The sequence below is a fragment of the Terrabacter sp. LjRoot27 genome (assembly GCF_964254175.1).
In the GTDB taxonomy this organism is placed as follows: domain Bacteria; phylum Actinomycetota; class Actinomycetes; order Actinomycetales; family Dermatophilaceae; genus Terrabacter.
Window position 1 is genome coordinate 99,752 of the sequence record NZ_CAXUSS020000001.1, and the last position, 26,752, is coordinate 126,503.

The 26,752-nt window shown below is 70.8% G+C and carries 20 protein-coding genes; 8 read left to right on the top strand and 12 right to left on the bottom strand.

Features of this window, described 5'->3' with window-relative positions; translation table 11 throughout:
• Positions 1–2: 2 nt before the first annotated feature.
• Both ACSQ2D_RS00365 and ACSQ2D_RS00370 read right to left on the bottom strand, forming a co-directional pair.
• Positions 3–1,433, bottom strand: a complete 1,431-nt coding sequence (locus tag ACSQ2D_RS00365) for a multicopper oxidase domain-containing protein (protein WP_435984033.1) — start codon at positions 1,431–1,433, stop codon at positions 3–5.
• A 62-nt stretch (positions 1,434–1,495) separates the two neighbouring features.
• Entirely contained in the window at positions 1,496–7,738 is a 6,243-nt protein-coding gene (locus ACSQ2D_RS00370; RefSeq protein ID WP_435984034.1) for an IPT/TIG domain-containing protein, read from the bottom strand.
• A gap of 336 nt (positions 7,739–8,074) precedes the next feature.
• On the opposite strand from ACSQ2D_RS00370, the gene ACSQ2D_RS00375 reads away from it, so the two are divergent.
• From ACSQ2D_RS00375 to rplI, 6 genes are all read left to right on the top strand, one after another.
• Positions 8,075–10,309 (top strand): transglycosylase domain-containing protein, encoded by a 2,235-nt coding sequence (locus ACSQ2D_RS00375; RefSeq protein WP_435984035.1) that lies wholly within the window; start codon positions 8,075–8,077, stop codon positions 10,307–10,309.
• Between the two features lie 45 nt (positions 10,310–10,354).
• The gene (locus ACSQ2D_RS00380) at positions 10,355–11,698 is read left to right on the top strand and encodes a glycosyltransferase 87 family protein (RefSeq protein ID WP_435984036.1); all 1,344 of its coding nucleotides are present in this window, start codon (positions 10,355–10,357) and stop codon (positions 11,696–11,698) included.
• 260 nt (positions 11,699–11,958) lie between these two features.
• Positions 11,959–12,246 (top strand): 30S ribosomal protein S6, encoded by a 288-nt coding sequence (gene rpsF / locus ACSQ2D_RS00385; protein WP_028785248.1) that lies wholly within the window; start codon positions 11,959–11,961, stop codon positions 12,244–12,246.
• Between the two features lie 60 nt (positions 12,247–12,306).
• A complete protein-coding gene (locus ACSQ2D_RS00390) occupies positions 12,307–12,924 on the top strand; it encodes a single-stranded DNA-binding protein (RefSeq protein ID WP_435984037.1) in 618 nt (205 codons plus the stop codon).
• Between the two features lie 116 nt (positions 12,925–13,040).
• On the top strand, positions 13,041–13,277 hold the full coding sequence (gene rpsR, locus ACSQ2D_RS00395; RefSeq protein WP_013494395.1) for a 30S ribosomal protein S18: 237 nt from the start codon (positions 13,041–13,043) through the stop codon (positions 13,275–13,277).
• A gap of 27 nt (positions 13,278–13,304) precedes the next feature.
• Positions 13,305–13,751 (top strand): 50S ribosomal protein L9, encoded by a 447-nt coding sequence (gene rplI, locus ACSQ2D_RS00400; protein ID WP_435984038.1) that lies wholly within the window; start codon positions 13,305–13,307, stop codon positions 13,749–13,751.
• Positions 13,752–13,968: 217 nt separating this feature from the next.
• Here the strand turns inward: rplI and ACSQ2D_RS00405 are convergent, their stop codons facing one another.
• From ACSQ2D_RS00405 to ACSQ2D_RS00425, 5 genes are all read right to left on the bottom strand, one after another.
• On the bottom strand, positions 13,969–14,997 hold the full coding sequence (locus ACSQ2D_RS00405; RefSeq protein ID WP_435984039.1) for a LacI family DNA-binding transcriptional regulator: 1,029 nt from the start codon (positions 14,995–14,997) through the stop codon (positions 13,969–13,971).
• A complete protein-coding gene (locus tag ACSQ2D_RS00410) occupies positions 14,994–16,529 on the bottom strand; it encodes a GH1 family beta-glucosidase (RefSeq protein WP_435984040.1) in 1,536 nt (511 codons plus the stop codon). Before ACSQ2D_RS00410 ends, ACSQ2D_RS00405 begins: the two co-directional genes overlap by 4 nt.
• Positions 16,526–17,407, bottom strand: coding sequence for a carbohydrate ABC transporter permease (locus ACSQ2D_RS00415; protein ID WP_435984041.1), 882 nt, complete (start codon positions 17,405–17,407; stop codon positions 16,526–16,528). Before ACSQ2D_RS00415 ends, ACSQ2D_RS00410 begins: the two co-directional genes overlap by 4 nt.
• Positions 17,404–18,399 carry a carbohydrate ABC transporter permease gene (locus ACSQ2D_RS00420; protein WP_435984042.1) on the bottom strand — a complete coding sequence of 332 codons (996 nt, stop codon included), beginning with the start codon at positions 18,397–18,399 and terminating at the stop codon, positions 17,404–17,406. The genes ACSQ2D_RS00415 and ACSQ2D_RS00420 overlap by 4 nt, the downstream gene beginning before the upstream one ends.
• An 81-nt stretch (positions 18,400–18,480) precedes the next feature.
• Complete coding sequence (locus ACSQ2D_RS00425; RefSeq protein ID WP_435984043.1) at positions 18,481–19,806, bottom strand: ABC transporter substrate-binding protein; 1,326 nt, start codon at positions 19,804–19,806, stop codon at positions 18,481–18,483.
• Between the two features lie 200 nt (positions 19,807–20,006).
• Between ACSQ2D_RS00425 and iolC the strand changes: the two genes are divergently transcribed.
• Positions 20,007–20,972, top strand: a complete 966-nt coding sequence (gene iolC, locus ACSQ2D_RS00430) for a 5-dehydro-2-deoxygluconokinase (RefSeq protein ID WP_435984044.1) — start codon at positions 20,007–20,009, stop codon at positions 20,970–20,972.
• 270 nt (positions 20,973–21,242) lie between these two features.
• Here iolC and ACSQ2D_RS00435 read toward each other — a convergent pair whose 3' ends face one another.
• Complete coding sequence (locus ACSQ2D_RS00435; RefSeq protein ID WP_435984045.1) at positions 21,243–22,214, bottom strand: AraC family transcriptional regulator; 972 nt, start codon at positions 22,212–22,214, stop codon at positions 21,243–21,245.
• Between the two features lie 89 nt (positions 22,215–22,303).
• On the opposite strand from ACSQ2D_RS00435, the gene ACSQ2D_RS00440 reads away from it, so the two are divergent.
• The gene (locus ACSQ2D_RS00440; protein WP_435984046.1) at positions 22,304–22,786 is read left to right on the top strand and encodes a DUF1772 domain-containing protein; all 483 of its coding nucleotides are present in this window, start codon (positions 22,304–22,306) and stop codon (positions 22,784–22,786) included.
• A gap of 3 nt (positions 22,787–22,789) precedes the next feature.
• Here ACSQ2D_RS00440 and ACSQ2D_RS00445 read toward each other — a convergent pair whose 3' ends face one another.
• The 4 genes from ACSQ2D_RS00445 to ACSQ2D_RS00460 form a co-directional block, all read right to left on the bottom strand.
• Positions 22,790–24,130: an MATE family efflux transporter gene (locus ACSQ2D_RS00445; RefSeq protein ID WP_435984047.1), complete on the bottom strand. Its 1,341-nt coding sequence runs from the start codon at positions 24,128–24,130 to the stop codon at positions 22,790–22,792.
• 7 nt (positions 24,131–24,137) lie between these two features.
• Positions 24,138–24,848: a DNA alkylation repair protein gene (locus tag ACSQ2D_RS00450; protein ID WP_435984048.1), complete on the bottom strand. Its 711-nt coding sequence runs from the start codon at positions 24,846–24,848 to the stop codon at positions 24,138–24,140.
• A 109-nt stretch (positions 24,849–24,957) separates the two neighbouring features.
• Positions 24,958–25,587, bottom strand: a complete 630-nt coding sequence (locus ACSQ2D_RS00455) for a class I SAM-dependent methyltransferase (RefSeq protein WP_435984049.1) — start codon at positions 25,585–25,587, stop codon at positions 24,958–24,960.
• Positions 25,588–25,608: 21 nt separating this feature from the next.
• A complete protein-coding gene (locus ACSQ2D_RS00460; RefSeq protein ID WP_435984050.1) occupies positions 25,609–26,736 on the bottom strand; it encodes a metallophosphoesterase in 1,128 nt (375 codons plus the stop codon).
• Positions 26,737–26,752 lie beyond the last annotated feature (16 nt).

The window sequence follows — 26,752 nt, forward strand, 5'->3', positions numbered from 1 at the left end:
GCTCAGTTCCCCCAGTCGTTCGGGTAGCTCTGGCTGCCGACGCCGCTCGCGTAGACGCGGATCTCGGTGGTCTGTCCACCGAAGCCGCCGGGTGCGAGGTTGTTCGACCGCGCGAAGGAGCGGTTGTAGAGGTAGTACGTGTCGTAGGCCCCCGACCCGGTCTTCGTCGGAGCGGTGAAGAGCACGTCGTAGCTCTCACCCGGCCCGATGTTGAGGGTGTCGGTCTCGTACGACGAGTCGGTGCCGTCACGGCCCTTCATCGGGGTGGCGTCTCGGCCGACGACCCGCATCCGGATCCCCGTGATCGTCATGGCCGACTCGCGGAACCCGAGGTTGGAGAACCGGAGCGCGACGCGCTCACCCTGGTTGCAGCGGACGAGCGACGAGATCGGCTGGTACTGGAGGTCCGACCGGCCGGCGGGCGGGATGAGGTCGCCGTCGGCCGTGAAGGTCTCGCCCGACACGGTGTGGAAGGCATCGACCGACGGGCCGTTGGCCTCGACCGTGTCGGGGTAGACGCGGCCGTTGAGGAGGGCGAAGTCGGCGTGGTAGTCGCTCCACTCCGGCAGCTGGATGTGTGCGTCGGCCCAGTGGGCCTCGGCCCACACCTCCGACAGGAACATCGCGAACTCGCGGTCGTATGCCGTCGACGCCGGGCTCGACGTCGCGACCCCGTCGTTGTAGAGGTAGCCCATGGGGGCGCCGGTGGCGCCACCGTTGACCCGGGCCACCGGTGCGCCGGCGGCGTTGCCGGTGCGGTTCTGCGACGGGCGGACGAAGACGAGACCGGTCATGCCCATGTGCACGTGCTCGACGTCCTCGACGTGGCAGTGGAACATGTAGGTCCCCGCCTCCCGCGGCCGGTACACGTACGTGAACTCGCGTCCTGCCGGCACCGACACCGAGCCCGACGGCTCCCCGTCGAAGAACGGGATGACGTTGCGGAAGCCGTGCCAGTGCAGCGTGTGCGCGTCGAAGAGGTCCGGCCTCAGGGCGAGCCCGAGGTTCGTCAGCTGGACGCGGAACTCGTTGTGCGCGGCCGGGTCGTACTGGTCGACCCAGAACATCGGCGCGGAGTGCTGTGCCTTGTTCTTCTGGTTGAGCCGCTGCGTCGTCGTCATGCCGGTGACGTTGCGGAAACCGAAGATGTACGTCGTCAGGCCCGGCGGCGCGAGGTTGTCCGGGTGGAACGGCGCGATCGCGGGCGTCGGCGGCAGGTGGATCCAGCCGTCGGTACCGGCGAGGTACAGGTTCGGTGGACCATCGGCGGCGGCGGCGACCTGCTCGGGCGCGAGGACGCGTCCGGTCCAGGTGCCGACCCCGGCGACGAGGGCCGCGCCGCCGGCCAGGCCGAGGAACCGGCGACGGCTGACGCCGCCGAGGCTCCGCCCGGGCGCCGGAGCGTCCGGGGTGTGCGGGTCGTGGGTGTCCATGACGTCCCCTTGTCGAGTGGTCGTGAGCGAGGTGTGGGTGGGCTCGGGGCCCGTCGGCCCGGTCATCGGACCGGCCGTCCCGGTCCCGGGATCGACACCGCGGTCCCGGTGACGGTCGCCGCCGACGCGGTGGCCGGCGACGCCGCGTTGCCCGGGATCGAGAAGGCGTCGATGTCGAGGTTGTTCGACGTCAGGCCGTGAGCCGTGCCGTTGAACCAGACCTTCCACGTGCCGGTCGTCGTCGCCGTCCCGGTCCACTCCACGACGTCCTCGTCCTGGACCGGGCCCACGCCGGGCAGCGTGGTGTCGGCGCTGAACGACACCCACCCGTGGCCTGCGGTGTCGACCGCGAAGCCGTCCACGCGTGCCGTCGTCGGCACGCCGTGGGCCGAGGCGTCCCAGACCCGGGCGTAGCTCGTGCCGTTCCAGCTGTACACGTCCGAGTCGTCGGCCGTGCCTGAGACGCCGGGCGGGTTGTGCGTGCCGAAGGTCGAGAAGTAGAGGACCCCGGACCTGACGGTGATGGCGTCGACGTCGAGCGAGCTGCTCGTCAGGCCGTGCGCCGTGCCGTCGAACCAGAGCGACCAGGCGCTCCCGTTCCAGTAGACGACGTCCTCGTCCTGCACCGCGCCGAGGCCGGGCAGTGTGGTGTCGTTGGCGAACGTCGCGTAGAAGCGGGTGCCGTCCACCCGGGCGTACCCGTCGAGGTTGGCGCTGGCCGGCACTCCGTACGGCGCGGCCGACAGGTCGAGCGTGCGGGTGTATCCCGTGCCGGTCCAGCCGTAGATGTCGGACGTGTCCGCCGTGCCGCCGACTCCCGGCGGGTTGCTGGCGCCGGCCGTCGAGAACCAGAGCTGCGGGTCCGTCGCCGGCGGGGTCGCGGTGCCGGGCACCTCGTCGGCGCCGGCCTCGTAGCCGCCGCTCGACGGGCGGGTGTCGCCGTCGATGTCGGTCGTGGCCATCGTGACCCCGCTCACCGTGGCCACGCCGAGGTTGCAGGCGGGCGACGCCGAGCCGGTGGCGCACGACTTCAGGTGGTAGTCGCCCATGAGGTCCGGCGGCTGCTCGACCGTGACGACGTTGGCGTCGACGAAGGCCGGGTTCTGCCGCCAGGTCGCGAACGACACGGACACGTTGTACTGCTCGACGACCTGCGGGTCGGTCGTGCGGTTCGTCCCGCTCGTCACGTACTGGTGCGCGGCGTCCTGCTGGATGACCGAGCTGGTGGGCGCGAGCAGTCCGGTGTTGTCGGCGTTTCCGACGGCCCACTCGTCCACCGGCGAGGCGTCACCGGCGAGGCCGATGCCGGTCACCGTGGTGCCGGCGCGGGTGCCGGCCCGGTTGTCCCACAGGATGTTGTCGAACATGAGGGGGTTGCTGTACAACGAGGCTCCCGCGGCCCGGAGCTGGTCGCTGTTGGTCGACGTCGAGACGCCGGCCGGTGCGGGCAGCCCGTTGGACGTCACGGCGGTGGCCGTCGTGATGTTGCCCATGATCGTGTTGCCGTAGATCCGGACGTTGGGGGCGTCGTTGATGGCGATGCCGCCGCCCTCGTGGGTCGAGACGTTGTTCGCGATGACGTTGTCGTGCACGTTCATCGGGAAGTTGCCCGACATGAGGAACCGGATGCCGCCACCGTCGTCGTTGGCCAGGTTGCCCTTGATCTCGTTGGCGACGATGTTGACCGAGCCGGATCCCGGCGAGAGCGTGTTCGGGTCGGCCGGCAGCTGCCCGGCGATCATGATGCCCGCGCCCTCGTCGTTCGAGTTGTTGAGCGTGATCCGGTTGTGGTCGATCGAGCCGTTCGGGCTCAGGCCGTACACGCTGACGCCGGCGCCGTACTCGAGCGAGAAGTTGCCGCAGATGTCGTTCCCGGAGACCGTGTAGCCGTCGGAGCCGGCGAAGAGGCCGATCGCCCCGGCGAGGTTCGTGCCGGCGTTCTGCACGATCCGGTTGCCCGCGATCCGGACACCCTCGTTGTGCTGGTTGGTGTCGGGCGCCGCGAGGTCCGGGGTGCCGATGCGGATCGTGCCGTAGCCGCCACCGTTGTTCTCGACCACGTTGTTCGTGACCTGGAGCTGGCGGACGTAGGCGTTGGCGAAGACCGCGCCACCCTGGGTGATGATGTTCGGCGGGAGGTTGGTCAGCTGCCCGGTGAGGTCGTTGATGTTGCCCGGGAAGCCCTGCTGGTCGCCGCCGCGGATGTCGAAGCCGTCGATGCTCGGCTTGAACGTGGCGTTGCTCGGGAAGGCGCTCTGCTGGGCGAGCAGGTAGATGACCGCGCCGTCGCTGACGGTCTGGTTGCCGTCCCACGTCAGGCCGTCCACCTTGGTGAACCAGTCGGTCGCGAGGTCGGTGTCGCCACCGAAGGCGCCACCGTCGAGGATCGTGCCCTGGATGTACGGGCTGTTGGCGTTCGGGCCCTGGAACCCGCCGCCGCCCACGCCCTGGAGCTTGACGCGCTTGGTCACGATGAGGTTCTCGTAGTACGCGCCGCGCGGGTTCGTCACCGCCACTGCGGTGTTCGGGTAGACGACGACGAGGGCGTTGCCGGCCGTCGCGTCGTCGATGGCGTTCTGGATCGCGTGGCTGACCCCGGCGGTGCCGGACTGGCTCTGTGTCGTGCCCGGCCGGTAGCGGAGGTTGGACACGGCCGGCCCGACCTCGTACACGGTCGGGTTGTAGGCATTGGTGCCCGACCCGCCGAGCACGTGGAAGGTGATGCCGTTGACCGTCTTCTTGCCGTTGCTCCCGGTGATGACGAGGTTGTGCGCGCCCTGCGTGACGCCGGAACCGACGGCGGGGATGGCGAGCTGGATCGTCGTGTCGTTCCAGGACTGGTAGGCCGTGAGCGGCAGTGCGACGCCGTCGAGGGTCACGGTCCCGGTGCCACGCGTGGCCCCGAAGCCGAGGCCGTTGATGGTGACGTTGCGGCTCGTCCCCGTGTCGCTGCTGCGGACGAACGGCTTCGACACCGAGAACAGCTGTGGCTGCACCGGGTTGACGGGGCACGACACCGTCGACGGACTCGTGCCCGGCGTGCCGACGCTGACACCCACCTGGGTCGGTGCGAGGTCGGTCGGGATGGTGACGCCCGGCATCGCCTCGAACTCGGTCGCGATGGTGCGGAACCGCGGGTTGTAGTCGGCGTTGAGCGCGCCCGGAACTCCGGGGTCGTTGCCGACGAACCGGTACACGTTCGTGCACACGCCGGACGGCGTCGGGCACGAGATGTGGTCGGTGGACGGCATCAGCACGTCGTAGAACCCGTTGAAGTCGGACTGGGCGGTGTAGACGAGGCGGTTGCTGAAGTCGTAGATGCCCACCGGTGCGTAGGGGACGCCGGCCTTGTCGCCGTAGAGCGTCGTGCGCTTGTCGACGGAGAAGTTCAGGTCGTCGACGATGAGGCCGCGCAGGCGCGACGGGATCGGCACGTCGGTGAAGATGTTGAACATCGGGACGATCGACTTGCCGTTGTTCAGCTCGACGAGCTTGGTGTCGCAGCGAGCCTTGGCCGTGCCCTCGTAGGGCGAGCCGCCCATGTCGGCGAAGACGCCGTTGTCGACGGGTGAGGACGCCGGGACCTTGACACCGGCCGGGAGGCCGTTGCTGCCGGTGCCGATCTTGGCCGGGTAGCCGTCGCCGGAGTACCCGGGGTCGCCGGGCTTGCGGCCGGCCGCGTCGATGCCCGCGACGTCGACCTGGTGCAGGACGCCGGCGCACGCGGGCGGCGGGACCTGCGGCACGACGGTGTCACCGCGGGCGATGTTGATGTCCTCCTCAGAGGTCACCGAGTACATCGGGTGGCCGCTCTGGTCGTTCGGGATGTCGACCTGCACCAGGTAGGCGTGTGCACCGGGCAGGGGCTCGAAGGCGTCGCTGCCGTCAGGGGCCGTGCACGTCGGGTTGGCCGGGTCGGATGCGTTGAGCGTGCCGGTGAAGCAGCCGTCGCCGAAGCCGTAGTTGCCGTCGACCGCAGCGCCGAAGTTGGCGTCCGCCGTGCCCTGGCCGGTGGCGTACGAGCCGACCTGGACGCCGTTGACGAGCGCGGACAGGCACTCGCCGTCGGTCCCCTGGTCGGGCACGAGGACGTCCTCGCCCGCGGGGTGCGGGATCGGGTTGCCGTCGACGTCACGGGCGGTGCACCCGGTCGGACGGCCCCACGTCTCCGAGACGTAGGTGTTGAGCGGCCTGCCCTTCATGTAGGAACCGTCCTCGGCGAGCGCGTACGTCTCCGAGGGGTCGCACGGCGTGACGCCGTCGAGCGGGCAGTCCACGGTGTCGTAGAGCGTCACCGGGATGTTCGGCACGCCGGGCTGCCAGTCCTCGGACGCCGCGTACTGCGGGTCGAGCTCGTTGCGGGTCGTGTCGTAGGACACGGAGCCGACGATGCCGCCGTTGCGCGGGCCACCCTTGGTGCCGGCCGCGTCGTACTTCTGCACGCCCCAGTCGACGGTGCCCGAGAGCCCGATGATCGGCAGGATGCTGACGTCGTCGCCCGCTCCCTTGATCGTCGTCGGTGTGGGCTGGTTGTCGGCCTGGTAGGTGATGCCGGTCGTGTAGAAGCTGTCCGAGTAGGCCTCGAGGATGAGCCACTCGGCGAGCGGGTAGCCGGCCTCGAAGTCGTAGAAGCCGGTGCTGTCGGTGCCCACGGCGTTCGAGCCGCGGTCCATGAGCGAGTTGTCCTTCTTGCGCAGCGTGAGCGGGAACTGGGCGACGCCCTGCTCACCGGTATCACGCTTGCCGTTCTTGTTGTCGTCGAGGAAGACGTGGCCGCTGATCTCGGTCCACCAGCCGTTCATCGGCAGCTGCTTCAGGTCGACGGTCTCGCCGCCGGCGACGGTGACGTTGACGAGCTGGAGGATGTAGTTCTGCGGCTCGTCCCACCACGTCAGCTGGTACGTCCCGTCGGGGACGTTCGGGATGGTGAAGGAGCCGTCCGTGCCTCCACGGCCGACCCACACGGCCCGGTCGCCGTTGTCGAGGTCGTTGAGCGACAGGATGGGGTTCTCGATCGGCTTGTCGAGCCTGCTGCCCGTCATGCCGTTGTAGATGGTGAAGCTGCCACCTGTCGGCGGGTAGTACTGCTTGGCCGCGACGACGACGCCCTTGATGGTGCCGGCGCCGGCCGCCATGGAGTTCTTCGGTCGGATGAAGCCGAACTGCGGCGTGGGCACGGGCTCACCGGCGACGGTGAACTCGGTGTCGTAGCCGGTCGCGCCCTCCATGAGCCAGGTGTCCCAGTCGTGGTTGCCCTCGAGGGTCGTCGTCTGCAGGTAGCCGCTGCCGTCGGGCGGGGTGACCGTCGTCGTGTACCGGTTCGTGCCGACGTGCGGGATGGCGATCATGCCGGTGGCGTCGCTGAAGCACTTGCCGCCGATCGTGTCGACGACGGGGAGCCCCTCGGCGTCGCGCGACGTCGAGTTCCACGGGATCATGTGCGTGTCCGGGTCCTCGCCGACGTAGGTCGTGCAGAGGGGGTTGCCGTAGACGTCGGTCGTGACCTCGCCGAGGGTGTCGTTGATGTGGCCCTGGAAGCGGGTGTCGACCAGCTCGGTGCGATCGGTCTCACCGTTGTCGATGGCGCCGTTCGTCGACGCGTCGTCGATGAAGACCTGCGCGCGCAGCGTCGCGTCGGGCAGCGGGTCCGGCTGGACGCCGATGTCGAGGACGGCGGGGCCACCCGTCGTCGGCTGGGTCATCGGGACGGTGAAGTGGGCGCCGTCGATCTTGTAGCCGTCGGAGAGCACGGTGATGAGGTAGTCACCGTCCGGGAGGGTCAGGCCGGCGCTGCCGAAGTCGGCGTCGGTGCCCTGCCGGTAGATCGGCGCGGCGCCCGGGTCCTCGAGGATCGAGGCCCACGAGCACGACGCCGGGTAGCCGGGGTCGTCGGCGGAGCAGCCGGACCCTGCCTGCGGACCGCCGGCGGGGTCGCTCTTGCCGCTGTTGTCGACGTTGATCATGTAGCGGAAGCCACCCGTCACGGCGGCGCCCTTCGTGACGGGCGGTGTCGCGTGCGCCTCGGACCGGGCCGCGTGCAGCGTCACGGTGACGGCGTTGGTCTCGGCCGCCTGCGCGGGCGATGCGGTGAGCAGGGGGATCGACACGAACGTGCCGGCGGTCAGCGCGAACGCGCCGATCGCCGACACGATGCGGCGTCCGAGCCCACCCCGACCTCGAGGTCGCAGTCGTCGTCGGGGGGCGTGTCGCACGGCGGAGGCGGCGGCCTGCGGCCGACGCGGCACGGCGGCGGGCACGTCCGTCCCCGGTGCTCCGATGGTGTGAACCTGGTCGTGTCCGTCCATGCCACTCACCCTCTGTTCCGTCCGGGCACCCGCCCCGGGTGCCCGCCTAGAGGCAATGGCACCGGGCGCCGGCGAGGGCGACATGCCGAACGCCGCAACCTCTCAGCGAGCCCTCAGCGCGAGGTCAGGACGGCGTCAGTGGCGCGTCAGCCGGCCGACAGGAGCCCGTCATGATCGCGTCATCCGGGAGCTCCGCACGGGTGACGCGAGCCTGTGAAGAGCGTGTGACGGTCGTGTGAGCCCCCTCCTTCGTTTCGTCGTCACGGCGCCGGTCAGGTCATACTGAGTGGCGGCCCGGGACGGTTTCTCGGGCCTGATCAGTGAATGGAGCAGGTTGTGACGCAGAGCAGGCGCGACATCCGCGCTGCCCAGCTGGCGGCCGACAAGGGCCGGCCCCAGCGCGCAGGCAATGGCAAGGGCAACGGCCGGTCCGCGGGAGGCGCAGCCTTCCAGGACGGGGACGGCGAGGGCCGTACCGGCTGGAAGAAGTGGGTGCTCGGCACGCTCAAGTGGGGCTCGATCGCCGCTGCCGTGCTGCTCGTCCTCGGCGTCGTCGGCGTCGTCATCGCCTACAACCAGACCGCCATCCCGCAGCCGAACCAGCTCGCCAACAAGCAGGTCTCGATCGTCTACTACAGCGACGGCAAGACCGAGCTCGACCGCATCGCCGTCCAGGACGGCAACCGCGAGTCGGTCAAGCTCGACCGGGTCCCGAAGTTCGTCCAGGACGCGCACATCGCCGCCGAGGACCGCACGTTCTACCAGAACAACGGCATCTCGGTCGGCGGCATCCTGCGCGCCGTCAAGACGAGCGTCACCGGTGAGTCCCAGGTCGGTGGCTCCACGATCACCCAGCAGTACGTCAAGAACTACTTCCTGACCCAGGACCGCACGATCTCCCGCAAGGCCAAGGAGATCCTCATCGCCGTCAAGATCGACGGCCAGCTCTCCAAGTCCGAGATCCTCGAGAAGTACCTCAACACGATCTACTACGGCCGCGGCGCGTACGGCATCCAGAGCGCCGCCAAGGCGTACTTCGGCAAGGACGTCTCCAAGCTCACCGTCGGCGAGGGCGCCGTCCTCGCGTCGGTCATCAACGCTCCCTCCCTCTACGACCCGGCCAACGGCGACTCGGCCGAGGCCAACCTCACCAAGCGCTACGCATACGTCCTCGACGGCATGGTGCAGGAGGGCTGGCTCAGCGCGGCCGAGCGGGCCAAGTACACCGAGCTGCCGAAGATCCAGGCCTACAAGGGCAACAAGTTCTCGTCGGGCCCCAACGGCTACATCACCGCCCAGGTCAAGCGCGAGCTCGTCTCGACCGGTCTCTCGGAGCAGGACATCGACAACGGCGGTCTGCGCATCGTCACGACGATCGACAAGAAGGCCCAGACCGCGGCGATCGCCGCGATGAAGGACAACCTGCCCAAGAAGGTGCAGGGCGGCCTCGTGGCGGTCAAGCCCGGCGACGGTGCGGTCGTCGCGATGTACGGCGGCGCCGACTACGCCAAGTCGCAGTTCAACACCTCGACCCAGGCGATCATGCAGGGCGCCTCGAACTTCAAGCCCTTCGCCGTCCTCGCGGCCGTCCGCGACGGGATCTCGACGAAGACGAAGTTCGACGGTGACCAGCCCCAGGAGATCGACGGCACGAAGATCACGAACTTCGGTGAGCGCTCCTACGGCATGGTCGACATGCGCCGCATGATCGGTCGCTCGATCAACACGGCCTTCGTCAACCTCAACAACACGATCACGCCGGCGCTGACCCGGCAGGCGGCCATCGACGCCGGCATCCCGGAGCGGACCCCCGGTCTCGACGAGACGCTCACCAACGTCCTCGGCACCGCCTCGCCGCACGTCATCGACATGGCCACGGCCTACTCGACCATCGCGTCGCAGGGCGTGCGGGCCAAGCCGTACTTCGTCAAGAAGGTCACCTCGACGACCGGTGACTTCACCTACGAGGCGAAGCCGCAGACGAAGCGCGCCTTCGACAAGGACGTGACCGCCGACGTCACCGACGCCATGACCTACACCGTCAAGGACGGCGGCACCGCGACGAAGCTCCAGCGGCTCGACCGGCCGGTCGCCGGCAAGACGGGCACGTCGTCCTACGCCAAGTCGATCTGGTTCTCCGGCTTCATCCCGCAGCTGGCCGTGTCGATCGGCATGTACAAGCCCGACGCCGACGGCAACCCGCAGACGCTGACGAACGCCGAGGACACCAACCTCACGGGTGGCACGATCCCGGCCGACGTCTTCTACGACTTCATGAAGGTCGTGACGGAGAACATGGAGGTCCAGGACTTCCCGGACCGCGTCGGTGTCGGCGACGACAAGATCCCGACCCCGACGACGACGTTCACGCCGCCGCCGCAGACGACGACCCAGGCGCCGACCACGACGACGCAGGAGCCGACGACCACGGCCCCGACGACGACGCAGGTGCCGACGAAGACGAACGGCACGGGCAAGCCGCAGCCGACGACGACGACGGCGGAGCCCACGATCACGATCCCCCTGCCCGGACCGTCACCGACCTCGACGAAACCCGGCAACGGTCCATGACGCGGGCGCGAGCATCGAGTGGCGGGGTGACGGGGTGACCGCCCGGTGACCGAGAAGGTCGACGACCCCGTCGTGCGGGCGGCCTCCGAGGTCATCGGAGGCCCCCGCGGACGGTATGCCGCAGCCCGTGAGCTCCCGTGGGTGCTCACGGCCGCGCTGCTGTCCGCCCTGACGGCGGTCACCGCCGGTCTCGCGATCCTGCTGCGCGCGCCCTGCCTGCGCACCGGCTTCACGGGCGACACCCAGTTCTGGAGCGCCTGCTACGCCGACCTGCCCACCGCGTACCGCGACTCGAAGGTCAAGGCCGGCCTCGCGGCATACCTCCAGGGTGGCGACGGGGCGCCGCTCACGGGGCAGCCGCCCCTGACCGGGCTGGTGCTCACCGCCGTCGCGAGCCTCGGGCCCGACGACGGCTCGCTCAAGACGCGCGCCGCGTGGTACTTCGCGCTGTGGTCGGTGCTGCTGACCCTCCTGCTGCTCGCCATCGTGTGGCTCGTCGCGTCGTCGGCCGCGCGCCCCTTCTCGGCCGCGCACGTCGCGCTGTCGCCGGTCGTCGTCCTCGCCGGTTTCATCTCGGCCGACCTGCTCGGGGTGGCGCTCGCCAGCGCCGGCATGTGGGCGTGGTCGCGGCGCAACCCGACGCTCGCGGGCGTCCTGCTCGGACTCGCGATCGGGGCGCGGTCCTATCCCGTGCTCATCCTCGTGGCCATCGCCCTGCTCTGCGTGCGGTCCGGGCGGCTGCGCGAGATGGGTCGCGTCGTCGGCTACGCGCTGCTGACCTTCGGCGCCCTGCTGTCGGCGCTCTGGCTGCTCAACCGCGAGGCGGCGGCGTCGTCCTACCAGAGCTGGGCGTCGGCCGGGGCCGGCTACGGCTCGCCGTGGCTGCTGCCGCAGCTCGCCGGGCACCCGCTGCCCCCCGGGGCCGTCACGGCGCTCGCCGTCGTCGGCTGGCTCGTCGCCCTCGTGGCCGGTGCGGTGCTCGCGCTGTCGTCGGCCCGGCGCCCGACGATCGCCGAGGTGTCGCTCGTCATGGTCGGCCTCGTGCTCGTGACCGGCAAGTCGTTCACCGTGCAGAGCTCGCTCTGGCTGCTGCCGCTCGTCGCGTGGTGCGCCCTCCAGTGGCGTGACCACCTCCTCTGGGCGGGCGCCGAGGCGCTCAACTTCGTCGCCGTGTGGCTGACGATCGCGGCGACGACCGTGCCCGACCGGGGACTGCCGGCGCCGTGGTACGCCTTCTTCTCGATGCTGCGCGTCGTGGCCGTGCTGTGGCTCGTGGCGGTCGTGTGGCTGCGGGCGCGCGACCGGTGGAGCCGGTCGAAGGGGGAGCCCGACGACCTCGCCGGCCCCATGAGCGGCGCCGAGGACCGGCTCATCGTCCGCTTCTCCTGAGCGGAGGCGGCGCGGAGGCGGCCCGGAGGTGTTGCGGAGGCCCTCCGAATTCGGCGTATGCCGTCCGGCCCGGTAGTCTTGCCCAGTTCGCCGTGTGCCCGGTGGCCTGTGGATGGAACCGACCGATGTCGGTGAGGTCTGCGAGGCTGAACCCGGCTGGAAGATCAGGCCGGGCCCCAGGCTCGCGGCGGGACGAATGCAACCCTCCTGTCACGAGAGAGACTCGTGACCGCCAAGACCAGAGGAGGTGGGTTAGAAGCATGCGTCAGTACGAACTCATGGTCATCCTCGACCCGGAGACCGAAGAGCGCACCGTCGACAAGACGATGGACAAGTTCCTCACCGTCGTGAAGAACGACGGGGGCACCGTCGAGAACGTCGACATCTGGGGCCGCCGCCGTCTCGCCTACGACATCAAGAAGAAGTCCGAGGGCATCTACGTCGTCGTCAACATGACGACCGAGCCGGCCACCGCGCAGGAGCTCGACCGCCAGCTGAACCTCAGCGAGTCGGTCATGCGCACCAAGCTGCTGCGCCCCGGCGCCTGATTCAGCGACAGTCACTGAACCCGCTCGATCACCCGACGAAGGACTGAACGGAGCCCACGCATGGCAGGCGACACCGTCATCACGATCATCGGCAACCTGACCGCCGACCCCGAGCTGCGTTTCACGCCGTCCGGAGCCGCGGTCGCGAACTTCACCGTGGCCTCGACGCCGCGGCAGTTCGACCGCCAGAGCAATGAGTGGAAGGACGGCGAGACGCTGTTCATGCGCTGCTCGGTGTGGCGCGACGCGGCGGAGAACGTCGCCGAGTCGTGCCAGCGGGGCATGCGCGTGATCGTGTCCGGCCGGCTGAAGTCTCGTTCCTACGAGACCAAGGAAGGCGAGAAGCGCACCGTCGTGGAGATGGACGTCGACGAGATCGGCCCGTCCCTGCGCAGCGCCACCGCCAAGGTCAACAAGACCCAGCGCGGCGCGGGCGGTGGCGGCGGCTTCGGCGGCGGCCAGGGTCAGGGCGGCGGCTGGAGCGGTGGCTCCGGTGGCGGCCAGGCCGAGGACCCGTGGGCGACCGGCGGCTCCGCCGGTGGCCAGGCGGCCCCGGCTGCGGGCGCCCAGCAGGGCGGCGGCTGGAGCGGTGGCTCCGGTGGCGGCCAGCCGGCTGCCGGTGGCCAGCAGGGTGGTGGTTGGGGCGCAGCCCCCAGCTACGACGAGCCCCCCTTCTGATCGAGCAGGTCAGCACCGTCGTCCGGTGACCCAGCCGGACGGCATACCCCAGTAGTTCTTTAAACCCATCCCGGGGCACGAAACCCCGGGCTCTCATCAAGAAGGAGAGCACCACGATGGCAAAGCCCGTTGTGCGCAAGCCCAAGAAGAAGGCCAACCCGCTGAAGGCGGCGAAGGTCGAGAACATCGACTACAAGGACACCGCGCTCCTGCGCAAGTTCATCTCCGACCGCGGCAAGATCCGCGCGCGTCGCGTGACCGGTGTGTCCGTCCAGGAGCAGCGCCTCATCGCCACGGCCGTCAAGAACGCCCGTGAGATGGCCCTGCTGCCCTACTCGAGCTCGGCTCGCTGAGCTAAGTTCGGGAACGAGGAGAACACCATGAAGCTCATTCTCACGCACGAGGTCACCGGCCTCGGTGCTGCTGGTGACATCGTCGAGGTCAAGGACGGCTACGGCCGTAACTTCCTCATGCCGCGCGGTCTCGCGACCCCGTGGACCAAGGGTGGCCAGAAGCAGGTCGACGCCCTGACCAAGGGCCGCGAGGTCCGCGAGATCAAGGACCTCGACACCGCCAAGGGTGTCAAGGGCCAGCTCGAGGCCACGTCGGTCAAGGTCCCGGCCAAGTCCGGCCAGTCCGGTCGCCTCTTCGGCGCCGTCAGCAACGGCGACATCGCTGCGGCCGTCAAGGCTGCCGGTGGCCCGGAGCTCGACAAGCGCAAGATCGAGGTCAAGCAGGCGATCAAGACGCTCGGCTCCTACGAGGCGACCGTCCGTCTGCACCCCGAGGTCGCGGCGACCCTCAAGTTCGAGGTCGTCCCCGCCTGAGGCACGCCTCTCGCACGGTCGAAGGGCCGGGACCCGCATCGCGGGTCCCGGCCCTTCGCCATGCCCCGCCGGACCTGCCCGACCCGCAGCGAACCGCCCCCTGCCCGTGCCGAGCCACGCCGACGGCACGAAGCCACGGGCGTGCCGGTGGCTCGGGCCCGCGAGGGTGGCTCGGTGCCCGCCAGGTGGCGTCACGTGACGACGTCACCGGGCGGGGTCAGGTGGAGTCGCGGACGATGAGCTGGGTGTCGAGGGTCGTGACGCGGGGCGGTGACTCGCCGGCGAGCAGGCGCAGCAGCGTGTCGGCCATGACGACGCCCATCTCCTGGGCGGGCTGGGCCACGGTGGTCAGCCCGACCTTGCCGCGCGTGGCGTACTTGCTGTTGTCGAAGCCGACGATGGCCACGTCGTCGGGCACCCGCAGCCCACGTTCGTCGAGCGCGAGCAGCGCCCCGCTCGCCATCAGGTCGCTCGCGACGAAGAGCGCGTCGATGTCGGGGTACTCGTCGACGAGGGCGAGCGCGGCGCGGATGCCCCCGGCCTCGGTGAAGTCGCCGCGGGCCAGCCGGTGGTCGGACAGCCCGGCCTCGGCGAGGGCGTCGCGCCAGCCCTGCTCGCGGTCGACCGAGGCCGGCATGTCGGCCGGGCCGGTGATCGTCGCGATCGCCCGGCGTCCACGTTCGATGAGGTGCTGGGTGCCCCGGACGCCGCCGAGCCGGTTGTCGACGTCGATGTAGTAGTCGCTGTCCTTGGCCTCGCCGATCGGGCGTCCGCCGAAGACGACAGGCAGCGACCGGCTGAGGGTCGTGAGGAAGTGGTCGCCGGAGTGGTGCGAGACGACGATGGCGCCGTCGACGTTGCCGCCGAGCAGGTAGCGCTTCGTCTTCTCCGACGGCGAGCTCGGGTGCGTCAGCTGGAGGTTGAGCACGTAGTCGCTGTCGTCGAGCCGGTCGCTGATGCCCTGGACGACGTCGGCGAAGTACGGGTCGCCGAAGAAGCGGTGCGTGTCCTCGGGCACGACGAGGGCGATCGACATCGTCGCGCGCGCGACGAGGGAGCGGGCGGCCCGGTTGGGCACGTAGTCGAGCTCGGCGATGGCCTTCTCGACGACGGCGAGCACGTCCGGGCTGACGCGGGGCGAGCCGTTGATGACGCGCGAGACCGTGGCACGGGACACGCCGGCCACCCGGGCGACCTCCTCGAGGGTGGGTCGCCCGACGGGGTGGGCCAGTGTCCCGTCGCTCATGGTGTCGATTCTCCTGCGGGTTCGTCGCCGCCTCCGTCCGCGTCCAGATCGGCCCACGGAGCGGGCAGCCGGCGCGTCGAGATGGTGCGGGCGTAGTCGAGGGCGCTCGCCTTGGGAGTGCGCACCTGGGTGTCGTAGTCGACTCGGACGATACCGAAGCGCTTGGCGTAGCCCCACGCCCATTCGAAGTTGTCGAGCAGCGACCAGTAGAAGTAGCCGCGCACGGGGACCCCCGCGTCGACGGCGTCGAGGATCGCGCCGAGGTGCGCGCGGACGTATGCCGTCCGGCCGCGGTCGTCGACGAAGCCGTCCTCGTCGGGGGCGTCGTCGAAGGCGGCGCCGTTCTCCGTCACGTGCAGGGCGACCCCGGCCGGGCCGGCATACTCCTCGTGGAGGCGGACGAGCAGCCGGGTCAGTCCCTCGGGCTGGATCTCCCAGTCCATCGCGGTGACGGGCAGGCCGCGCGGGTGGCGGTGGGCGTCGTCGGCGGCGGGGAACGGCGACCGGGTGAACCGGCCTCCGTTGACGCTGTCGGCGAGCGCGGCGGGGGGCGCCTCGTGCCCGATGGCCTCGCCGTTGTAGTAGTTGACGCCGAGCACGTCGATGGGCGTGGAGATCACGTCGAGGTCGCCGTCCATGACGTGGTCGGTCAGTCCCAGGTGACGGACGTCCTCGAGCAGGTCGGCCGGGTACTCGCCGCGGAAGATCGGGTCGAGGAAGACGCGGTTCATCTGGGCGTCCACGCGTCGTGCGGCGTCGACGTCGCGCGGGTCGGACGGGTCGAGCGGGTCGGCGACGGTGAAGTTGAGCGTCAGCCCGAGCTCGAGCGCGGCGTCGCGGGCGCGCAGCTCCTGCACGACCCGGCCGTGGCCGAGCATGAGGTGGTGCGCGGCGGCGAGGCCGTCGGCGGGCGAGGTGCGGCCCGGCGCGTGCATGCCGGCGGTGTAGCCGAGGAAGGCCGAGCAGAACGGCTCGTTGAGGGTCGTCCACGTGCGCACGCGGTCACCGAGCCGGTCGTGGACGGCGAGGGCGTAGTCGACGAAGCGGTCGACGGTCTCGCGCGACGTCCACCCGCCGCGGTCCTCGAGGGCCTGCGGCAGGTCCCAGTGGTAGAGCGTCAGCCACGGCGCGATGCCCGACCCGAGGAGCGAGTCGACGAGCCGCTCGTAGAAGTCGAGCCCCTTGGCGTTCACCGGACCGCCGTCGGGGCAGACCCGTCCCCACGACGTCGAGAACCGGTAGGACTGCAGGCCGAGGGAGGCCATGAGGGCCACGTCGTCGGCGTACCGGTGGTAGTGCTCGCAGGCGACGTCACCGGTGTCACCGTCGACGACGGCACCCGGCGTGTGCGAGAAGGTGTCCCAGATCGAGTCGGTGCGGCCGTCCTCGTGACGGGCGCCCTCGATCTGGTAGGCCGCGGTGGCAGCGCCGAGGATGAAGTCCTGGGGCACCGGGCGCCCTTGCGCGACAACGAGACCCGTGGTCGGGGTCGGGATCGGGAGTGGCTGGTGGGTGCGCGTCTGGGCGGTCATCCCTTGACTGCTCCTTGCATGATGCCGGAGACGAGCTGCCTCCCGGCGAAGACGAACAGGACGATGAGCGGCAGTGCCATGAGCACGACGCCGTTGAGCACGAGCGAGTAGTCGACGAAGTAGGCGGCCTGCAGCTGCTGCAGGGCGACGGGCAGCGTCGGGTTGCCGGGGTCGAGGATGATGAACGGCCAGAAGAAGTTCGTCCACGTCGCGATGAAGGTGAAGAGGCCGAGCATCGCCGCCCCCGGGCGGGCGGCGGGCAGTGCGATGGACCAGAAGGTGCGCAGCGTCGAGGCGCCGTCGACGCGCGAGGCCTCGATGAGCTCGTCGGGCAGCGCCTCCTGGAGGTACTGGGTCATCCAGAAGACGCCGAACGCGCTGACGGCGCTGGGCAGGATGACGGCCCACAGGCTGCCGATCCACCCGAGCTTGCTCATGACGATGAAGAGCGGCACGATCCCGAGCTGCGTCGGCACGGCCATCGTCGCGATGACGAAGACGAGCAGCCCGTTGCGCCCGCGGAAGCGCAGCTTGGCGAAGGCGAAGCCGGCCATCGCCGAGAAGAGCACGACGAGCACGGCCACCGTCGAGCTGACGAGGATGCTGTTGCCGAGGGCCTTCCAGAAGGGGATCGTCGTGACGACGGTGCTGGCGTTCTGGAGGAAGTGCCCGCCGGGGACGAAGGAGAACGGGTCCTGCACGATGGCGGCGGAGTCCTTGCTGCCGATGACGTAGGACCACCAGAGCGGGAACGCCGAGCCGACGAGGACGATCGCGAGGAAGACGTATGCCGTCGGGCTGGCCTGGGTGCGGCGCACGAGGCGGGTGCCACGGCGCGGCTTGACCGCGGGTCCGGGGGTCAGGGTCGGGGCGGTCATCGCTGTCCCTTCGAGGCGATCCGGCGCGTGACGAGGAAGTTGACGACCGCGAAGACGATGACGATGAGGAAGAGCATCCACGCCACGGCGGCCGCGCGGCCGAAGTTCTTCTGCGTCCAGCCGAGCTGGTAGAGGTAGAGGGTCAGCGTCTGCCACTGCCGGTCGGCGCCGCCGAGGCCGTACTGGTCGTACATCCGCGGCTCGTCGAAGATCTGCAGGCCGCCGATCGTCGAGGTGATGACGACGAAGATGATCGTCGCGCGCAGCTGCGGGATGGTGATCGAGAAGAAGGTGCGGACGCGGCCGGCGCCGTCGATCATCGCGGCCTCGTAGTAGTCGCGGGGGACGGCCTGCATGGCGGCGAGGAAGATCAGGGCGTTGTAGCCGGTCCACCGGAAGTTGACCATCGTCGCGATGGCGACGTGGCTCGGCAGGACCTCCTTGTGCCACTGGATCGGGTCGATGCCGACGAGGCCGAGCAGGTGGTTGACGAGCCCGAACTTGTCGCCGAAGAGGTCGCTGAAGATGAGGGCGACGGCGACGGGGGCGACGACGTAGGGCAGCAGCACCCCCATCCGCCAGAAGGTGCGGGCGCGCAGCCCGCTGTCGAGGGCGGCCGCGATGAGCAGCGCCGCGATGACCTGCGGCACGCTCGAGAGCAGGAAGATGCTGACGGTGTTCTTCAGCGCGTTCCAGAAGTAGGGCTGCGCGAGGACGTCGGCGTAGTTCTTGAGGCCGACGAAGTCGCCCTGGCCACCGATGAGGCTCCACTTGTGGAGCGAGACCCACGCCGTGTAGAGCAGCGGGAAGAGCCCGACGACGCCGAAGAGGATGAAGAACGGCGAGACGTACGCGTAGGGCGCGCCCTTCTCGTCGAGCCTCGTCAGGCGGCGGCGCCACCCCGACCGGGGCTGCAGCGGCGAGCGGCTCACGAAGCCGGGTGCATCGCCGGGGGCGGGCCCGGTCGCCCGGGCAGGGGTCTGGACGGTCATGGTCTTCCGATCGTCGGGTGGACGGCCCGGTGCGGGGAGGGGAGGTGCTCCGGGCCGTCCACGGCCGGCTGGTGGGTCAGGTCAGCCGAGGGCCTTGACGTCGCCGACCCACTTGTCCCAGGACTCCTGCGGGGAGGTGCCCTGCTCGACGCGGGTCAGAGCCTGCTGCATCGCGTCGTTGATCGCGAAGTAGTGGGTGCCCTTGTACGGCGTGATGGTGACGGCCTTGGCGCGGTCGGCGAAGATCTGGCCGGTCGGCGCGTTGTTGAACGAGGCGACCGTGAACGAGAGCAGGTCCTGGCTCTCGAGGGCCTGCTTCTGGCTCGGGAAGGCGCCGACCTTCTTGAAGGCCTTGATCTGCTGCTCGGGCGCGGTCAGCCACGCGGCGAGCTCCTGGGCCTCCTTCGGGTGGGCGCTCTGCTTCGGCACGGTCAGGTACGAACCGCCCCAGTTGCCGCCGCCACCGGGGAAGGTGTTGGCGACGTCCCAGCCCTTGACGCCCTTGGCGTTGCCCTCGATGACGCCGACCATCCAGCCGGGGCAGAGCATCGTGGCGAAGCCGTTTTTCTGGTAGCTCGCGGTCCAGTCGTCGCCCCACTGCTGGAGCTTGGCCGAGAGCCCGTCGGTGATGCCGGCCTGGATGACCTGGTCGTAGATCTTCTTGACGGCGGCGTTGTCGGTCGCGGTGATCGCGTCGTCGCTCGGGTTCTCGTAGGCGGCCTCGAGCTGGTTGACCATGCCCTGGTACGTGGCACCGATGCTGTCGAAGTAGGGGACCTTCGACTTGGCCTTGAACTGCTTGCCGGCGGCGAAGTAGCTCTCCCACGTGTTGCCGAAGAGCTTGGCGACCGACTCGCGGTCGCTCGGCAGGCCGGCGGCCTTGAAGAGGTCGCTGCGGTAGCAGATGGCCTCGGGACCGGAGTCCGTGCCGTAGCCGATGAGGTGACCGTCGGCGTCGGTGGCGGCCTTGGCCTTCCAGTCGAGCCAGCGGCCCTGGACGTCCGCGGAGTTGAGGTCGTTGAACTTGTCGGAGTACTGGAGCATCTCCGGGAGCCAGTCGACCTCGACGGCCTCGACGTCGGCCATGCCGCTGCCGGCCGAGAGGCGGGTGAAGAAGTTGTCGCGGGCCTCGTTGGACGTCGCGGCCTTCTTGTGGGTGACCTTGATGTTCGGGTGCGACTTCTCGAACTCGGGGATGAGCTCCTCGTAGCCGAACTGGTTGAAGGTGGCGAGCGTCAGGGTGACCGGTCCGCCACCTCCGGTGCTGCCGGCCTGCGTGGAGGGGCTGTCGCCACCCGAAGCCGAGCTGCAGGCCGAGAGGGCCAGCAGTCCGACGGTGAGGGTGGCGAGTACGGCGTGGCGAGAGCGCACGGAGGGCGCGCCGATCCGGGTGGAACGGGATGTCATGGAGAGCTCCTTTGGTCTCATCCCCAGTGTGGGTGTGGGAGCGCTCTCCGTGCGTGAGACGTGGCCGTGAGAGCGCTCTCACGAGGAGAATGGGGGTGCCGGCACCCATCGGTCAAGGGCCGTGACCATTCCGTGACCTGATCGCCGCTAGCGTGGAGGTCCAGACGCCGGCGTGGGCCCGGCTCCGGTGGGAGGCTCCCGTGACCGTCTACGACCTCGTCGCGATCGGTCGCGTGGGCGTCGACCTCTACCCCCTCCAGCACGGCGTCACGCTCGACGAGGTGCGCACCTTCGAGAAGTTCCTCGGGGGCAGTGCGGCCAACGTCACGGTCGCCGCGGCTCGCCACGGCCGGCGCGCGGCGCTCGTCAGCGCCACGGCCGACGACGCCTTCGGACGCTTCGTCCACCGCGAGCTGCTCCAGCTCGGCGTCGACGACGCGTACGTCCAGACCATCACCGGTGGGCCGCCCACCCCGGTCACCTTCTGCGAGGTGTTCCCGCCGGACCACTTCCCGATCTGGTTCTATCGCTACCCGATCGCGCCGGACCTGCTCATCACCGCGGAATCGCTTCCCCTGCAAGCGATCCGGGAGGCCCGGGTCTACTGGTCAACCGTGACCGGACTGAGTCAGGAGCCGAGCCGCGCGGCGCACCGCGCCGCCTGGGAGGAGCGAGGCCGGGCGCCGCTCACCGTCCTCGACCTCGACTACCGGCCCGTCTTCTGGAGCGACCCGCACGAGGCCCGCAGGCAGGTGCGCGACGCCGTCGGTCACGCGACGGTCGCCGTCGGCAACCTCGAGGAGTGTGAGATCGCCACGGGGGAGACCGACCCCGAGCGTGCCGCCCGGGCGCTGCTCGCGGCGGGCGTCGAGCTCGCCGTCGTCAAGCAGGGTCCGCGTGGCGTGCTCGCCATGACGCCGTCCGAGCAGGTGAGCGTCGGGGCCTTCCCCGTCCGGGTCGTCAACGGCCTCGGCGCGGGGGACGCGTTCGGCGGCGCGCTCGTGCACGGCCTGCTCGAGGGGTGGGACCTCGAGCGGACCCTCCACTTCGCCAACGTCGCGGGCGCCCTCGTCGCCGGCCGGCTCGGCTGCTCGACGGCGATGCCGACGACGGCCGAGGTGCAGGCCCTGCTGTCGGATGTCGAGGTCGCCGACGGGGCGATGTGAGGCGACGCGCGGGTGCCCGGATACGAGAAAACCCGCCCCCGCTGGTCACGTCGCCGAACTCGACCAGCAGGGGCGGGTGCCCTTGACCCGGTGATCCGACAGGGGGAGGAGATCACCGAGTCGCACAGGAGCAACTCACGAGATCGACTATGGACGCCGGACCTTAAAGAACGCTGGGAAACCCGTAGCAGTTCGCCCTGACTGCGCCCACGTGTCGGTCAGGGACGTGCGGGAGCGGGCGGGACGGCATACGACATCCGTCGTGGTGGGTCAGCCGGGGACGGGGCTCGACGCGCCCGGCCGGCCCGGCGCCGAGCGGAACGCCCGTGGCGAGGTCCCGTGCTCGCGCTTGAAGGCGGCGCTGAAGGCGAACGCGTTCGCGTAGCCGACGGCGTGCGCGACCTGCTCGACGCTGAGGCTGCCCGTGCGGAGCAGGTCGGCGGCACGGGCCAGCCGCCAGTGCGTGAGGTAGGCCATCGGCGACTGGCCGACGAGCTCGGTGAACCGGCGCGAGAGGGTCGCCCGCGAGACGTGGACGTGGGCGGCGAGGGCGTCGAGGGTCCAGGCGTGGCCGGGTTCGTCCTGCATCGCGCCGAGCGCACGGCCGACGAGCGGGTCGGAGCCCGCGCTCCACCACGACGGAGCCGAGCTCTCGTCGCGCGAGAACCACTGGCGGACGGCGCCGATGAGCACGAGGTCGACGAGGCGGTCGAGCACGACGTCCTGGCCCGGGAGGTCGCGCTGCACCTCGCGCGCGAGCAGTCCCGAGAGCGTCGGGTCGCCCTCGTCGGCCGGGACGACCGCCACGTCGGGCAGGGCGTCGAGCAGCCGGCCCGTGACCTGGCTCGCGAGCTCCCACGACGCCGTGAGGAAGGTCGTGTCTCCCGGCCCGTCACCCGCGTTGCCCCACGTGCGCGTCCCGAGGCCGAGCGACACGGCGAGGTGCTCGCCCGTCAGGGACCGGCAGACGTTGCCGGGTTCGATGACGACGGTGGGCTCGGTCGCGGCGTCGTCGGCGAACACCCACGGGTGGGTGCCCTTGACGAGGGCGAGGTCGCCGGCGTCGAGCCGGATCGGACTGCCGTGGGTCGGGACGAGCCGGGCGCTGCCGGAGACCATGACGACGAGCCCCAGCGCGGCCTCGTCCTCGACGCGCAGGGACCACGGCGCCCGCATCTCGCACCGGAGCAGCGAGGCGCCGCGAGCCCGGTGGCCGTCCATGACGGTGCTCAGGGTGTCCATCGCCCCACGGTACGCCGGTGAGACGATCACAGAGGTTGATGAGCCGGAAACGCATTCACCTGCTCACGTGGGCGCGGTCTCATGGAGACATGGACACCACCCTGATGCGCACCGTCACCCTCGCGACCGCCCTCGGCACCGGCGTGCTCGGAGGCGTCTTCGTCGGCTTCTCGACCTTCGTCATGCCGGCTCTCGACCGGCTGGCGGCCGGTGACGCCGTGCGCGCCATGCAGGCCGTCAACGTCACCGCCCCGCGCGGGCTCGCCGTGCCTCTCGTCGTCTCGGGTCTCGGGTCGCTCGCCGTCGGCGGCTGGGCGCTCGCCCGCTCGAGCGGCAGTGCCCGGGCCCTGCTCGTCGCCGGGGCGCTCACCGGGGTCGTCGCCCTCGGGGTCACCGCCGCCTACCACGTGCCACGCAACGACGCGCTCGATCGCGTCGACGCCGGCTCGTCCGCGGCGGCCGCGGCGTGGCAGGGGTATGCGCCCGGCTGGGTCGCGATGAACCACGTGCGGGCGGCGCTGTCGCTCGCGTCCGCCGGCCTCCTCGTCGCCGGCGCCGTCCGGGGCGGCTGAGGGTCAGCGGGCGCCGACGACCATCCAGTCGTCGCGCCGGGCCCGCCAGCCCAGGCCGATGCCACGGATCACCATGAACCCCGTGAACGCGGCCCAGAGCACGACGACGTCGCGGGTCGGGGAGCCGCTGGGTCCCGCGGAGCGCACCGCGAGGATGAGCGGGAGGTAGGCGACGAACGTGACGACCATGCCCCAGGCGAGCCACCGGCCGTCGCCCGCGCCGATGAGCACGCCGTCGAGGACGAAGACGTAGCCGGCCACCGCCTGACCGAGCCCGACGACGACGAGGGCCGCACCGAGCGCCTCCTGCACGGCGGGGTCGGGGGTGAAGAGCGGCGGCACGACCGAGTGGAGCCCGGCGATGACGAGCCCGAGGGCCAGCCCACCCCACACCCCCCAGCGGATCATCGTGCCCATGGCGTCGCGAACCGCCGTCCGGTCGCCGGCGCCCAGAGCGCGACCGGTGATGGCCTGGGCCGCGATCGCCAGGGCGTCGAGCGCGAAGGCGAGGAACGACCAGACCGTCATCGCGACCTGGTGGGCCGCGAGGGTCACGTCGCCGAGCGAGGCCGCGACCCACGTCGTGACGATGAGGATCGCGCGCAGGGCGACGGTGCGCACGAGCAGGGGTATGCCGGTGCGTGCGGCCGCGAGGACGCGCGCCGGGTGCGGGCGGAGCCGGGCCTGACGGGCCCGTGCCTTGACGAGCAGCACGGTGACGAGGGCGACACCCATGCCGGTCTGCGCGATGACGGTGCCCCACGCGGACCCGGCGATGCCCCAGTGCAACCCGTAGACGAAGACGAGGTTGAGCACGATGTTGGCGCCGAAGCCGACGACCGAGGCGACGAGGGGGGTCGTCGTGTCCTGGAGGCCGCGGAGCACGCCGGTCACGGCGAGGATGACGAGCATCGCGGGGATGCCGAGGGCGGAGATGCGCAGGTAGGTCGTCGCCTGCTCGAGGACGGCGGGGGAGGCGCCGAAGGCGGCGCTGATCGGACCGGCCCAGACCGCGACGCAGGCCGCCGTGACGGCGCCGAGACCGAGGGCCAGCCAGAACCCGTCGATGCCGGCGCTGACCGCGGAGCGCTCGTCGCCGGCGCCGAGGTGACGCGCGACGACGCTCGTCGTGCCGTAGGCGAGGAAGACGAAGATCCCGGCCGCCGTCACGAGAGAGGCGCTCGCGACCCCGAGCCCGGCGAGCTCGGCGGTGCCGAGGTGGCCGATGATCGCCGAGTCGGCGAGGAGGAAGAGCGGCTCGGCGATGAGCGCGAGGAAGGCCGGGACCGCCAGGCGGACGATCTCGCGGCGGTGGTTCGTGGGCAGCGGGGTGGTGGGGCTCACGGGTGGCTCACGTCAGCGGCCCGAGGTGCTTGAGGGCCTCGCGTCGCGAGAGGCCGGACAGGTCCGGGTGGGCGGCGACGAACGAGCGCACCCACTGCGGGTCGACGCGGGCATGGTCACGCAGCGCCCAGCCGATCGCCTTGCGGCTGAAGAAGTCCGGGTCGTCGACGTTGGGCTCGATGACGTCGGTGAGCAGCGACTGGTCGAGGCGGTCACGTGCGCCGATCTGGCAGATGATCGCCGAACGGCGCACCCACAGCGAGTCCGACCCGGCCCAGTCGCGCATCCGCAGGCCCTCGACCGCCGGGTGCGCGAGCACCGTGTCGCGGACGAGGTGCGTCGCGATGTCGTCGACGACGTCCCACCATGCTCCGGCGCGGATCAGGCTCTCCCACAGCGGCATCGCGTCGCTGTCGACCCACGCGCGGTAGGCGCGGTGTCGCGCGAGGGCGATGGCGGCATACCACTGCTCCCGGTGGGTGGCGCCGTCCCAGAGGGCCCGGATCGTCGCCTCCCACTGCTCGCGCGACTCCATGGCGAGGCCGGGATCGCGGAGCAGGGGAGCGAGGGTGGCCTTGAGCTGGGGTGACGTGAGGCCGAGGTACGGCATCGCCGACTTCATGTAGCGCTGCTGGCCGGCTGCCCGCTCCGGGTCGGCCCGGGCGACGAGAGCGGCCCGCACCTCCGACACGAGGTCGGGGTGCGGGCCGATCGTCATGCGCCAACCGTAGTCGGCGCCGCCGACGGGGCCGTCAGCGCTCGAGCACCGAGACGTCGAGAGCGGGGTCGACGACGGGGTGTGCGGGACGGTTGGGTCGCGCTCGCCGTCAGGCCGGCCGGACGGCCCGCCCGAGGTAGCCGAAGACCCACGGCCGCATCAGCTTCGGCATCGGAGCGTAGGCGCGGTCGATGTCCTCGATGACGAGACCCGACTGCTCGACGAGCCGGTCGATCGGACGGGTCAGGTGGCACCCGTCGAAGACCCGCTTCTGCACCGGTTCGATGACGCGCTGCCAGCGCTGGACGCCCTCCTCCGGCGCGATGCCGTGCTCGAGGAAGTGGAGTGCGGCGCCGGGTCGCAGGACGCGCCGGACCTCGGCGAGGGCGCGGTGGACGTCGGGGATCGTGCACAGCGTGAACGTCGACAGGACCGCGTCGGCGCTCGCGTCCGGCAGGCTGAGCCACTGTCCGTCGAGGTCGCCGCGGTCGATGGGGATCGGGCTGCCCGCGCGGCGCTGCGCGCCCAGCTCCCACGCGACGTCGGACGGCTCGACGGCGACGATGCGCGTCACGGCAGCGGGGTACAGCCCGATGTTGAGCCCGCTGCCGAAGCCGAGCTCGACGACCTCCCCGTGGAGCCCCTCGCAGGCCCGGGCCCGGAGGGCGCGGACCTTCTCGTCCTCGCCGCCGCCGGCGGCGACGAGGCGCGGCGTGACCTGGGTCGCCCAGATTCCCATGCGGCCAGCCTAGGGCGGGACTCAGCCGGCGCGCAGGGTGATGACCGGGATCTCCGGCGGCGCGAGGACGCGAACGGGTGGACCCCAGGCGCCGGCGCCACGGCTCGTCAGGACCGGCACGTCGCCGACCGCCCCGAGACCGTCGATGACCGGCTGCTGGAGCAGGACGGCATACCGGAACGGCCACAGCTGGCCGCCGTGGGTGTGCCCGGAGAGCTGGAGGTCGACGGCCTTGCCCCGGGCCGACTCGGCGGCCTTGGGCTGGTGCGCGGCGAGCATCGTGAACGTCGAGGCGGGGACGCCCGAGAGGGCCCGGTCGATGTTGGGTGCGTCGGGGCCCCGGCCGGTCTCGTCGTGGATGCCGGCCATCCGGATGGTCGCGGAGCCCTGTGTCAGCGTGACGTTCTCGTTGCGCAGGACGTCGATGCCGAGGGTCTCCCAGTGGTCCATCCACGCGTCGGCCTCCTGCGAGATGAACTCGTGGTTGCCGCTCACGGCGAAGACCCCGAGCGGGGCCTCGAGGTCGGCGAGCGGGGCGAGCGCGTCGGACACCTGGCTCACCTTGCCGTCGATGAGGTCGCCCCCGAGCACGACGACGTCGGGACGCTGCGCGTTGACCTGGTCGACGACGCGGCGGGTGAAGGAGGCGTCACGGATCGGGCCGACGTGGAGGTCGGTGACGAGCGCGACGCGCAGGCCGTCGAACTCGGCCGGGAGCTCGGCGTCGGTGACCGTGACCGGGGTGACCGTCGGTTCGGACGCCTCGTGGAGGCCGTATGCCGTCGTGCCGAGTGCCAGGGCGACGACGAGCGGGGTGCCCACCCGCAGCACCGAGCGCCGGGCCTGTGGGCGACGCGCGAGTCTCGTTGCGAGAGCGAGGATCCCGAGCACGACGACGCCGAGCAGGAGGTACCACGCCAGCGCGAGCCACGTCATGCCGGCCCAGGCGAGCCATCGGGTGCCGCGCGGGTCGATGACGCCGCTCTGGACGGCGAAGGCGCACAGGGTCGCGGCCCAGCCGAGCGTGAGCACGGCGGCGACGGCGCGCCGGGCCCCCGTGGGCCAGCCGGGCGCCACGGCGAGGCGACGGTGGAGGACGAAGGTGAGCAGCGCGAGGAGCGCCGCGACGACGGCGACGAAGAACGACAAGGAGGTCAGCCGGCGC

Excerpts from the sequence above, each read along its gene's own strand:
- ACSQ2D_RS00365 (WP_435984033.1), bottom strand. The coding sequence starts at position 1,433 with ATGGACACCCACGACCCGCACACCCCGGACGCTCCGGCGCCCGGGCGG.
- ACSQ2D_RS00370 (WP_435984034.1), bottom strand. The coding sequence starts at position 7,738 with ATGGACGGACACGACCAGGTTCACACCATCGGAGCACCGGGGACGGAC.
- rpsF (WP_028785248.1), top strand. The coding sequence starts at position 11,959 with ATGCGTCAGTACGAACTCATGGTCATCCTCGACCCGGAGACCGAAGAG.
- ACSQ2D_RS00390 (WP_435984037.1), top strand. The coding sequence starts at position 12,307 with ATGGCAGGCGACACCGTCATCACGATCATCGGCAACCTGACCGCCGAC.
- rpsR (WP_013494395.1), top strand. The coding sequence starts at position 13,041 with ATGGCAAAGCCCGTTGTGCGCAAGCCCAAGAAGAAGGCCAACCCGCTG.
- rplI (WP_435984038.1), top strand. The coding sequence starts at position 13,305 with ATGAAGCTCATTCTCACGCACGAGGTCACCGGCCTCGGTGCTGCTGGT.
- ACSQ2D_RS00405 (WP_435984039.1), bottom strand. The coding sequence starts at position 14,997 with ATGAGCGACGGGACACTGGCCCACCCCGTCGGGCGACCCACCCTCGAG.
- ACSQ2D_RS00410 (WP_435984040.1), bottom strand. The coding sequence starts at position 16,529 with ATGACCGCCCAGACGCGCACCCACCAGCCACTCCCGATCCCGACCCCG.
- ACSQ2D_RS00415 (WP_435984041.1), bottom strand. The coding sequence starts at position 17,407 with ATGACCGCCCCGACCCTGACCCCCGGACCCGCGGTCAAGCCGCGCCGT.
- ACSQ2D_RS00420 (WP_435984042.1), bottom strand. The coding sequence starts at position 18,399 with ATGACCGTCCAGACCCCTGCCCGGGCGACCGGGCCCGCCCCCGGCGAT.
- ACSQ2D_RS00425 (WP_435984043.1), bottom strand. The coding sequence starts at position 19,806 with ATGACATCCCGTTCCACCCGGATCGGCGCGCCCTCCGTGCGCTCTCGC.
- ACSQ2D_RS00435 (WP_435984045.1), bottom strand. The coding sequence starts at position 22,214 with ATGGACACCCTGAGCACCGTCATGGACGGCCACCGGGCTCGCGGCGCC.
- ACSQ2D_RS00440 (WP_435984046.1), top strand. The coding sequence starts at position 22,304 with ATGGACACCACCCTGATGCGCACCGTCACCCTCGCGACCGCCCTCGGC.
- ACSQ2D_RS00450 (WP_435984048.1), bottom strand. The coding sequence starts at position 24,848 with ATGACGATCGGCCCGCACCCCGACCTCGTGTCGGAGGTGCGGGCCGCT.
- ACSQ2D_RS00455 (WP_435984049.1), bottom strand. The coding sequence starts at position 25,587 with ATGGGAATCTGGGCGACCCAGGTCACGCCGCGCCTCGTCGCCGCCGGC.